The following is an 11752-nucleotide window of genomic DNA, read 5'->3' as shown; positions in this document are numbered from 1 at the left end:
AAATAAGGTGAATCTCCTTGTGCATGTATTCAATAGATGTAATTTTTCTTTACACACGAAGCTCAGGCTCATATAATCGTAACAATCTATTTTTTGGAGCGTTGCATGATGATGGGGAAAAAAATTCATTGTATGAGTAACAAATACTTTAATTTTAAGAGCAGGCAACGGAACAGGGAATCTAACGAAGGAGGCAGGTAATTTGAAAACAACAGCTTTTGAGCGGCCGCTGATGGCCGATTGTGTACCGGATCTGGTCGCTACAGCCCGAGGAGATAAGAAGGCAACTTTGGTGATTCGGGGCGGTACTTTGGTTAACGTGATATCAGGGGAAATCTTGCCGGATATGTCTGTCGCTGTGCAAGGGGCACGAATTGCGTATGTTGGCAGAGATGTAAGCCATACGATCGGAGAACATACCCGCATTATTGAGGCAGATGGAAAGTATATTGCTCCGGGACTATTAGACGGTCATTGCCATATTGAGAGCACACAGATGAAAGTATCGGAGTTCGCAAGAGCTGTACTGCCTTCCGGTACGACAGGTGGATTCTTTGATCCGCATGAAATTTCCAATGTGCTTGGGCTTAAAGGACTGCGGCTCATGCTGGATGAAGCACGTACTACTCCCATGGCGGCTTACATGCAAGTAGCTTCATGTGTACCTTCAACTCACCCAGGGCTGGAGACTACAGGAGCTTATATTGGGCCGGAAGAGGTAGCAGAGGCACTATCATGGGGACCGGACATGATCGGCCTTGGTGAAGTGATGAACTTCCCGGGAGTGGTGTACGGGGATGAGACCATGATTGGGGAGATTCAGGCAACTCTGCGCGCTGGCAAAGTGGCTGATGGACATTTTACTTGGGCCTCGGACGACTGGCGTCTGCCTGCTTATGCGGCGAGCGGTGTGACAGGAGATCATGAGTGTGTTACAAAAGAAGATGTAGTGGAGCGCTTGCGGCTGGGGATGTATGCGAAGATGCGGCAGGGTTCTGCATGGCATGATGTCGCGGAGACGATTAAAGCATGTACGGAGCTTGGACTCGATACCCGGCGAATGATGCTGGTAACGGATGATCGAAGCTCGGAATCTTTGCTAAAAGAGGGTCATATGGACTTTGTCGTTCGACTGGCCATTTCCCAGGGCGTGAAGCCAGTAACTGCGTTCCAGATGGCTACGATTAATACGGCAGAACGTTTTGGTGTGGCGCGTGATATCGGGGCGGTGATTCCGGGTAACATAGCCGATATTATTTTGTTAGACGGACGCCTTGCGGATGTCCGTGTAGGCACAACGATTGCTGCAGGGCAAGTCGTAGCCGAGAACGGTAAAATGACAGCTGTGTGGGACACGTTCACTTATCCTGAGGAAGCGCTCAATACGGTGAAGCTGGAAGCAAACATCCAGCCGCAGGATCTGGAACTGTCTGCACCTGTTGTGGAGGGAACTATAGGCGCACGCATCATCCATGTGACGGAAAATCATGTGGAAACGAAGCAGAAGCATGTGCAAGTGAATGTGCAAGGCGGCAAGGTGGTTCTGCCTGCTGCTGGTGAGATATGCAAAATTGCCGTGCTTGAACGCCATAAACAAACGGGAAATCGCGCAGTGGCATTGGTCGGTGGGATCGGGTTCACTTCGCCAGCAGCTATAGCCATGACGGTAGCCCATGACAGCCACAATCTGTTAATCATCGGAAACGATGATGCACTTATGGCAGAGGCCGGTAATCGTGTCATTCGTATGCAGGGCGGTGTAGCTGTTGTAACAGATGCGGGTGTAACCGAGTTTCCTCTTCGGATCGCGGGACTGATGTCGGTGGAGCCCTTCGAAGTGGTAGCGGAACAATCGGCAGCAGTCAGTGAAGCACTGCAATCGGCAGGATGTACGTTGAACAATGCGTTTATGACCTTATCGCTGCTGGCGCTGGTGGTTATTCCTGAACTGCGTTTGTCTGACATCGGACTGGTACGCATCTCTGCAGAGGGCATTGAACGGGTCTCTTTGTTTGATGAAACGAATGTGGATTAAGCAGATAAAGCAAAGGTAAAGCATCAAATGAGAGATATCGAGTAATAAATATCAATGTTTCATTGCAAGCCTCGCCGCCTTCGGGCGGTTTTTTGTTTGGAGAAGAAAACGCTTCCTAGGTCTACAGAATCGAAGTATTAAAAGGAAATATAGACTGAAGTCGTAACTGAAATTCTGATTTTTTACATATAACATTAAATTTTGTGACTTTTGGACTATATATTCAGAACTGTGAATTCCCGAAATAAGTTATATGATTCTTTCGTCGTGAGTCTTAAAGGTGATGTTGCGTATAAAAGCAGTTTAAATTCATGGAACTTCCGTAATGATGCAAAAAATGAATCCTAAACGACATCCTTTCACCCGGATTTATACGTAAGAGCTGCCATAACTTCAAGGGAGTGTACAAATATGAAAACCAAAAAAGAATTTCGTTTTATTCTGCTGATGAGTTGTCTGGTACTGTGTTTAAGCACAGCCTGTTCTACCCGAGTGGATGCGGTAGGTTCGGTAGAACCGGTAGACAGTTATGCCACAATACATGGCAAGCTGGATCGGCCTGTGCGGGGGACGTGGGTGTGGGATACGACTCAAATCCGAAATAATGCGCAGGATATTTTAAGTTTTGCTAAGGCCAACAACATTAATACGATCTATCTGCAGATGAACCGGGACATTAAAATCCCTGAATATAAGAACTTTATCCGTCTTGCACGGGCTCAAAATATCGCTGTGGATATCATGGATGGACGTTCCGCTTGGGGACTGACTGAAAGCAGGGAACAGATAGCTTCCTTTATGGACTGGATTGAAGCTTATCAGGCACAGGCACTGGCTAACGAGAAATTTGCAGGTATTCATCTGGACATTGAACCTCATGTGCATCCGCAGTGGAAGATCAATCAAGCCAGCGTCATTACGCAGTGGCAGGGAAATGTAAATTATATTGTAGACCGTGCTGCGCGTATGAAGATGCCTGTTGCCGCTGATCTGCCGTTCTGGCTGGACAATTACAAAATTCCAGGATCAACGATGGCTGTGAGTAGCTGGATGATCCGCAAATTTGATTCCATTACGATTATGGCTTATCGGGATACAGCTGCTGCTATCTACAATGTGGCAAAGGACGAACTTATCGATGCGGCCTCTGTAGGTAAGAAAATATCGATTGCGGTGGAAACGAAGCAAAGCAAGGAAGGCGACTTTATTACCTTTTACGAAGAGGGGGACGCCTACATGGAAGAACAGTTGAAGCTGGTAGAGAAAATGGCGAGTGCCCACGCTTCCTTTAATGGCTTTTCTGTACATGAGTATTCTTCATGGAAGACGTTAAGAAAGTAGAGCAAGCCACCAAACAATAGAGGTTAACGTAAATAAAAGGTGCTTGCAGCTTACGTGCTGAAGGCACCTTTTTGTTGACCTTGTAAACATATATTCTAGCAAAAACTCATCAATGGTAACCGTCGATGTGATTCATTCCTTTTTTAAACCAGCAAAGTCTCTGTAAACGCAACAGGCACCAGTGTGATATTTTCGGAAAATATTTTACGATACTGAGACGGTGTTGTGTTCTTGTGTTTCTTAAAGGTAGTAATGAAATAACTCAAATGCTCAAATCCAACATCCATAGCGATATCAACAATCTTATGATCCGTATTCTCCAGCTGTGCGCAGGCCTGCTGTACCCGATAATAATTGATGTAATCGACAGGGCTCTTCTGCACCAACTTTTTGAAAAAACGACAGAAATGTCCCTCGCTCATATTGGCTTCATCCGCCAGGTCTTTCAGCTTCAGCGGTTCAGGATAATGCTTATGAATGTAACTGAGCACTAATTTTAGACGCTCCATCTTATCCGGTGTGCCCCCGTTAACTGCGCTTTTGAGCGGAAGCACCTTCCGCTGTTCAAACATGCGAGCAAGCATGAGATAGAGATAGGCTTTCGTGGATATCTCACAGGTGTCTGTCCCGCTCGCGTGATCTGCGAAGATGCGTTTCAGGTAGGCCAGAACTTCTGAACCCCAAGCTTCATTAGCTGTAATGTGATAGGGGAGCTGTATACTTTTTCGCAAAATAGGTCCAATAAACTTCTCCTGCACCGCATCAAACGTATGACTACCGAGCAGATCCGAATGAAACACAATGGAAGAAAATATACAAGGCTCATCGCCCATCAGATATCCTGCATGAATCTCACCTCGATGAATAAAAACAGCCTCTCCGGCCTTCACCTCAACCCGGTTCATGTCAATTTGAAACACAGCAGAGCCTTGCGTCACCATCGTAAACTCCATCTCATCATGCCAATGGCAATCGAGAATGCTGTCCCCATTTAATTGCTGAATGTCGGGATACACACTGACCGGATACATGGCATTGCCGTGGATTCGATCTTCCCGTAAATGTTCCCATTCCATCATGGAACCTCCTTATGCATATAAATAGATGTAATCGTTTGCAAATTATTATAGGAATTCGTCAGAATTACGTTTGGAATATCAAAATACTGATATAAATGATCAAAATCCAAGAAGAAAATCGTCATTAATATCAATATCATTATAGTATAACCGAAGGAGGTAATCCAAGATGAAATTTACCGATGGCTACTGGCAGATCCGCGACGGATATCATGTTCAAAATCCGGCGGATATTCGAGATATTGTACAAAAGGGTGATTCCTTTACTGTATATGCAGCAACGAAACGCATTGAGCGCAAAGGCGATACACTGAACGGAACGCTGCTCAAAGCAACCTACAGCTCCCCGATGCCTGATGTCATTCGTGTGCAATTGAACCACCATAAGGGCAAAGTTAATCCAGGCCCCGAGTTTGAACTGAACACGCTAAATACCGATGTGCAAATTGCGCAGGATGAGAACGGTGCAGAACTGAAAAGCGGAAATCTTCGTGTAACCGTGAACAAAACAAAAGGCTGGGATATCGGCTTCCACTATAATGAAAAACGCCTGACAGGAAGCGGCTGGAGAGGCCCAGCGTACATTGAGTCAGCATCAGAAGGTACGTTCTTCCGGGAACAACTGGAGCTGGGCGTGGGCGAGTATGTCTATGGCCTTGGTGAACGATTCACTCCGTTTGTGAAAAATGGTCAGGTCGTGGATATCTGGAATGAGGATGGCGGTACAAGCAGTGAACAGGCCTACAAGAACATTCCGTTTTATCTATCGAACAGAGGATACGGCGTATTCGTCAACCATCCTGAGAAGGTATCCTATGAGATCGCTTCCGAGAATGTATCGAAAGTGCAGTTCAGTGTTCAGGGTGAGACGCTGGAATATTTCATTATCGGCGGTGCTAATCCGAAAGAGGTGCTGGATAACTACACTAAGCTCACAGGTAAACCGGCTCTGCCGCCGGCATGGACATTTGGTTTGTGGCTGACGACATCGTTTACGACAGATTATGATGAAGCGACCGTTAATCATTTTGTCGATGGCATGGCTGAACGTGATCTGCCACTATCCGTATTCCACTTCGACTGCTTCTGGATGAAGGAATATCAATGGTGTGATTTTGAATGGGACAAAAATATGTTCCCTGATCCGGAAGGCATGTTGAGACGGTTGAAGGACAAGGGACTCAAAATCTGTGCGTGGATTAACCCGTATATTGCCGAGAAATCCATTCTGTTCGATGAAGGTATGGAAAAAGGTTATCTTGTCAAGACAGCCGATGGCAGTGTATGGCAGTGGGATAAATGGCAGGCGGGCATGGGGCTGGTGGACTTCACGAACCCAGAGGCAACTTCATGGTACAAAGACAAGCTGAAAGGTTTGATTGACCAGGGCGTGGACTGCTTCAAGACCGACTTTGGCGAAAGAATTCCGACCGATGTTGTGTATTATGACGGTTCCGATCCGGTGAAAATGCACAACTATTATACCTTCTTATACAACAAAGCGGTATTTGATGTACTTGAAGAAAACCTGGGTAAAAACGAAGCCGCTCTGTTTGCCCGCTCAGCAACCGTAGGTGGTCAACAATTCCCCGTACATTGGGGTGGCGATTGCTCGTCCAACTATTCGTCCATGGCAGAATCACTGCGCGGTGGATTGTCGCTCGGTCTTTCCGGGTTTGGCTTCTGGAGCCATGACATCAGCGGTTTTGAAGCGACAGCCGAGCCTGATGTATACAAACGTTGGGTACAGTTCGGGTTACTCTCTTCACACAGCCGCCTGCACGGTAACGAATCGTATCGTGTGCCTTGGTTGTTCGATGAAGAGGCTGTCGATGTTGTGCGTGACTTTACGAAGCTGAAGCTTAGTCTGATGCCGTACCTGTTTAATTCCGCGGTAGAGTCCTCTGTACAGGGATTGCCAATGATGCGGGCGATGGTGCTGGAATATCCAGATGATCCGACTTGTGCGACACTTGACTTACAGTACATGTTCGGAGATTCTATCCTGGTTGCACCGATCTTCAACAAAGAAGGTAACGTTCGTTATTACCTGCCAGAAGGTACATGGACCAATTATCTGACAGGGGTAAAAGTTCAAGGTGGGTGCTGGATCAGTGAAAATCATGACTTCAAAACACTGCCAATGATGATCAGACCGAACAGTTTGATCGCGGTAGGTGCGATAGACAGCAAGCCGGATTACGATTTTGCGGACAACGTATCATTGCATTTGTTTGAACTTGCTGATGGGCAGACAGCGCAAGCGGTTGTTGTAAATCAAAGTGCTGAGCGTGAGTTGCAAGTGACCGCCACACGTAACGGTTCGAAGCTGGAAGTTCGTGCTGAAGGTGCAGGCAAGCCATGGAAAATCGTGCTTCGGGGCATTGATTCCGTATCCAACGTGGATGGCGGATCACAAGAAGCTGGCGAGCAAGGCATCATCGTAACGGCATCAGCAGGTGCAAGCCAACTTACAATTGAGCTGTAACATGTTAGAATAGACCATAAAGGGACGGTGCCTGAAGGCGCCGTCTGTTTGTTTATTTATACGAAATAAATGGATAGTTCCTTCAAGGAGAGAACGGAAAGTGGGAGGCAATACAATATGGCACACCAACACTCAGACAACCAACAGCATCCGAATCCGAATCAGAACCAGCACCAACATTCGGGCTTACATAGCCCAATATCAGCAGAAGTTTTGCATGCACTGGTACATCGACATTTTGGAGATCACGTTGTCGTAAAACAGTACGGACTGCTGCAGGGTGGTTTGTTTAACACGACGTATCGCATCCAACTGGAGCATACGGCGATTACGGACGTCATTTTGCGCCTTGCACCGGAGGGTATACAACCACTGCAACTGGCAAACGAAAAGGGTGAGCAACTAACCGAGCGTGATCCGTTATTTTCATTTGAACGCACAATGATGGCCTCGGAACCTGTCGTCTATGAGCATTACCGTAAGGCAGGTATTCCTGCACCGGAAGTACTGGCTTGTGATGACAGCGCTCAGGATGTTCCGCGAACCTATATGTTTATGGCGTTTATCCCAAGCGTGCAGCTTGATGATGCGTCTATCGAAGAGAAAGACAAAAATCATTTGTATACCCAATTAGGCATGTACACAGCCACCATGCATCGGATCGAAGGAGCATTATTCGGTTGGCCTCAGGCGGATGGTACGATTCGCGGATCGGAGCACTGGTCTGAGGTGTTGATAGCTATCGCTGATGAAACAAGCAAAAAAGCGGCCCTAGTAGGGTTTATGCCTGGCATAGGCGAGAAGATTACGGCAATCTTCAAGCAAAATAAAGCTCTTTTTGATCAAATTAAACAACCTGTGCTTGTCCATAATGACCTATGGGCAGCAAATGTGCTTGTGCACGGTAAACAAGGGGGAATGAGCATTGCCGCTGTTATTGATGGAGATCGCTCGATGTTCGCCGATCGGGAATACGAGGCCATCCTCAACACGGATTCTGCCGCATTTCACGCAGGTTACGGCCGTTCCCTTGAATCCTCACCAGAAGGGCAAGCACGCCGGCTTGCGTATCGTCTATTGTCCTCATACTTTAACGCTTACGTTCATCAGCATCAGGTAGACCAACCGGAAGATGGCCGAATATTTGAGGAGCGTACGTTGGATTTGTTGGAAAAGTGGAAGATCGAACAATTCCGCTAATGGAACCTATCCATTTTGACATATGCTGAATAATCACCCCCGGATTAACCAACAATAACGCTGTTGTGTGTAGAATCTGCGAAGGTGGTTAGGGTATGTCTGATAAAAAGTGGGACCTTGTCGCACTTGCTTCCATCCCTGTTATTATGACACTGGGGAACTCCATGCTTATACCGATTTTGCCACAGATTGAACGGGAATTGAAGGTATCTTCATTCAAGGTCAGTATGCTAATAACGGTATATGCTGTAGTGGCCATCTTGCTCATTCCATTGGCAGGATATTTATCGGATCGATTCGGCAGGAAAGCCGTGATTATTCCCAGTCTTGTCATTGCAGCAGCCGGAGGTGCAGTGGCCGGGATTGCCGCATGGTTCATGAGCGGTAATATCGCCTATTGGACGATTCTTGGGGGAAGGTTTTTGCAGGGAGTGGGTGCAGCAGGCGCATTTCCGATTGTCATCCCTCTTGTTGGAGATATGTTCAAGAATGAAGATGAGGTTAGCAAAAGTCTGGGTATTATTGAAACTTCAAACACCTTTGGCAAAGTGCTTAGTCCGATTCTAGGTGCTGCGCTGGCGGTGTGGTTGTGGTATTCGCCGTTTTTAGCGATTCCAGTACTATGTCTCATTTCACTTGTGCTCGTAGTATTTTTGGTGAAAACACCGAAGAGGAAGGAAAAACCGCCTACATTTTCGGAATTTGTTGCTTCTATCCGTGACGTTCTCAAAGTAAAGGGACGCTGGTTGTACGCTTTGTTTGCGATCGGTGGAATTTGTATGTTTCTTATTTTTGGCGTCCTATATTATCTTTCTGAGACGCTGGAGAGTGAGTTTGCGCTCAAAGGTGTAGTCAAAGGACTGGTTTTGGCCATCCCTCTGGCATCGTTATGTCTGGCTTCGTTTTTGGCAGGCAAGTGGATTGGTAAAAATAAATCACGCATGAAATGGCTCGGTTTTGCCGGACTAGCTTTGGTAACGGTATCGCTGGGGATCATCGGCATGTTCGATAATATTTACGTTGTGGTGGGATTGTTCACCCTAGGGAGTGCGGGTATTGGTGCTGCACTGCCATGCCTCGACACGTTGATTACAGAAGGTGTAGACAAAAAGCAACGTGGTACCATTACAGCCCTGTTCAGTAGCATGCGTTTTATCGGCGTATCGCTCGGTCCACCCGTTGTTTCTTTGTTGATTGGTTCCCACCATTTTTTGCTTTTTGGCATTCTGGCTGCGTCAGGTGCTGTCGGAGGTCTGCTCACATTGCTGGCGGTTAAACCAGAGAAGAGAGGTGAGCCTACTTCTGGCAGTGATGAGAAGCAAGATGATCAGGAGAAGCAGGACGAAGAAGACAAGCACGGTTATAAAGAGAAGCAAGACGGTCAAGATAAGCTACGCAAAAGGCGTGTGCAAGAAAGTGAAACCGACCAAGGATACAGACCTTCGCCACTGCGCCGCAAAAAAAGTCCTTACTGATGGGTGGATGGAATGCTCCCTTACGTTAAAGGGAAACCTGAACCTGAAAACGCGTTTACGTCTCAGAAAGCAGCGTAGCTGCTTGCCAGATGTAAACGCGTTTTTTGTACTGACAACGTCACAGGTGATATTGTCAGTGTGGATATTTTTATGAACACCCATGTTAAGGTAAGAACCTCAGTAAATACATATTATGAAGGAAAACGTAATTATCTATTAGTTTCTTTTATCAGGTGCTACTTGCACATCATTCGTATCATGTGAAGCAGCGCTACCCGTTGCCGTGATATGTGTATGGGATAACAGCGGATGCGTTTCGATCTGGAAACTGCCACTTCGTTTACCCTGAATCAGATAGATCAGCAGGAACAATGCCATAAATAAAACAGAGTAGCGGTACATTTCCGTATAACTTGTCAAGGAAGCGATAGCGCCAAGCAAAAGTGCACCCGTAGCAATACCAAAATCAAGTGTGTTCAAAAACATCCCGTTCGCCATCCCCCTTTGAGCAGGGGCGACGACTTGAATCATCCAGGTCTGTATGGATGATTGCATAGAGCCATATCCAATACCATAGATAAAAGCAGCGACAAACAAGATGGGCATCGTCGTTGCCCAGGAAAGCGTGACAAGTCCAAGTGCGATACATATTGCCCCAGGAATCAATAAAGCTTTAGGACCCTTACTGTCGTAAATTCGACCGGCGAACGGTCTGACGAGTAGAACAGCCAGTGCATTAAACAGGAAAAACAGCGCTGGGTTAGCGAGATGCGCTTCTTTGCCATACAAAACGATAAATCCAACCAATCCGCCGTAGGTAATAGACAGCAAACCGTTCAGCACACTTGGAAGGATCAGTTTTCGGTTAAACGGAGCCTTTTCTTTAGAACTCGGTTTTGCTCCTGAAACAGATGCAACATCGCGAGTAGCTTGCTCTTGATGTGACGATTGCATCGAAATAGCCTGCGTAGTCTTTTTCTTGGCTATTTTTTTACGTGTCAGGCTGTAACTGAGTGGATAGATCACAGCAATCACTCCGGCTGTACTGAGCATAAGGGTGACAAACCCAGCTCCTTGTAGCAAAGTGACACCGATAATCGGCCCCATGGACATCGCCAGACTGGTGGACAATCCAAAGTAACCCATGCCTTCGCCCATTCGTTTGACGGGTACAATATCAGATGCCATGGTTGGAAATGCAGTGCTGCTGAGCCCGAATCCAACCCCAAACACCATGCGGAGCAGAAGCAGAACAGCGATACCCGCAGCAAAATAATAGCCGAGCGTAGCAAGCAGGGCTACAGACAAGCCAATATAGATCATCGCATTACGAAAACCTTTCTCAAGCGCTTTCGCAGAAAAGAGTCGTGCTACGATGGCACTTAATGCAAACAGGCAGGTGAACAGGCTGACTTGAAATGCATTGGCATGGAATCGATCCTGTACATAGGAAGGTAATGGTGAAACGATCATGTGTAGCTGCAGAAATAATAGAAAATTACACAGCATGAGCAAAATAAAATCGGTCGTCCATAATCGGACAGGTGCAGATTGTTCTTTCATGGTGAAACATTCCCCCTGAGTTGTAATAGTTACAGATTGTGATTAATGAGGGAAAGAGTATGTTTAAATGCTTCCATCTGGTCTTCCGGTATACCTTCAGCAAGTTTTTTATTCATTTCTCTTTCAATTGGAACAAGCACATCAATTAATGCTTTGCCATCTTTGGTAGGATACAGCAGATAGGCTCTACGGTCCTGGTCGCTCGTGCGGCGCTCGACCCAGCCTTTTTTCTCCAGTAAATCGATAATCCGTGCGGTGGTGGGCTGGTCTTTGAACACAAATCCTGCCATTTCTTTCTGATTAACGCCTTCCTTACGTACCACATTAAAAAGCACAGAAAATTGCTCTGTGGTAATATCGTAGGGTTTAAATTGTGCCGCTAGAAGGGCAGATGTTTTGCGGTGGGTGAGTCCGAGCATAAATCCGACGGACTGCTCCAGAGAATAATCCATGTATTGATGAACCTCGCTTCCGTAGAAAATGTCTCTAAAATTCATATAGTTGTTATAACAACTATATGTGTAACAAGTAATTTTGTCAAAGGAAATGGTAGTGCCGCAGGAGTGGAGCA

The 11752-nt window shown here is 46.5% G+C and carries 8 protein-coding genes; 5 read left to right on the top strand and 3 right to left on the bottom strand.

Translation table 11 applies throughout. The features are described 5' to 3' along the window. Positions 1–232 precede the first annotated feature (232 nt). Together H7T88_RS19175 and H7T88_RS19170 are read left to right on the top strand one after the other, a co-directional pair. Positions 233–2035 carry an adenine deaminase gene (locus tag H7T88_RS19175; RefSeq protein WP_221789927.1) on the top strand — a complete coding sequence of 601 codons (1803 nt, stop codon included), beginning with the start codon at positions 233–235 and terminating at the stop codon, positions 2033–2035. 411 nt (positions 2036–2446) lie between these two features. Beyond that, on the top strand, positions 2447–3376 hold the full coding sequence (locus H7T88_RS19170) for a hypothetical protein (protein WP_221789887.1): 930 nt from the start codon (positions 2447–2449) through the stop codon (positions 3374–3376). A gap of 143 nt (positions 3377–3519) precedes the next feature. On the opposite strand, the gene H7T88_RS19165 is transcribed toward H7T88_RS19170, so the two are convergent. Then, positions 3520–4455, bottom strand: coding sequence for a helix-turn-helix transcriptional regulator (locus tag H7T88_RS19165; RefSeq protein ID WP_312027641.1), 936 nt, complete (start codon positions 4453–4455; stop codon positions 3520–3522). A 169-nt stretch (positions 4456–4624) separates the two neighbouring features. Here H7T88_RS19165 and yicI point away from each other — a divergent pair, with 169 nt between their 5' ends. The 3 genes from yicI (at position 4625) to bcbE (ending at position 9618) form a co-directional block, all read left to right on the top strand. After that, complete coding sequence (gene yicI / locus H7T88_RS19160) at positions 4625–6943, top strand: alpha-xylosidase (RefSeq protein ID WP_221789886.1); 2319 nt, start codon at positions 4625–4627, stop codon at positions 6941–6943. 117 nt (positions 6944–7060) lie between these two features. Next, positions 7061–8143, top strand: coding sequence for a phosphotransferase family protein (locus H7T88_RS19155; protein WP_221789885.1), 1083 nt, complete (start codon positions 7061–7063; stop codon positions 8141–8143). 95 nt (positions 8144–8238) lie between these two features. Beyond that, positions 8239–9618: a bacillibactin exporter BcbE gene (bcbE, locus tag H7T88_RS19150; RefSeq protein ID WP_221789884.1), complete on the top strand. Its 1380-nt coding sequence runs from the start codon at positions 8239–8241 to the stop codon at positions 9616–9618. A 216-nt stretch (positions 9619–9834) separates the two neighbouring features. On the opposite strand, the gene H7T88_RS19145 is transcribed toward bcbE, so the two are convergent. Continuing rightward, positions 9835–11181: an MFS transporter gene (locus tag H7T88_RS19145; protein ID WP_221789883.1), complete on the bottom strand. Its 1347-nt coding sequence runs from the start codon at positions 11179–11181 to the stop codon at positions 9835–9837. Between the two features lie 29 nt (positions 11182–11210). Next, entirely contained in the window at positions 11211–11678 is a 468-nt protein-coding gene (locus H7T88_RS19140; protein WP_312027640.1) for a MarR family winged helix-turn-helix transcriptional regulator, read from the bottom strand. Positions 11679–11752 lie beyond the last annotated feature (74 nt).

The sequence above is a fragment of the Paenibacillus cucumis (ex Kampfer et al. 2016) genome, from assembly GCF_019748695.1.
Lineage (GTDB): Bacteria > Bacillota > Bacilli > Paenibacillales > Paenibacillaceae > Paenibacillus > Paenibacillus polysaccharolyticus.
Note: the sequence above shows the minus strand (reverse complement) of the source record. Positions and strands in the feature narration are given on the sequence as shown.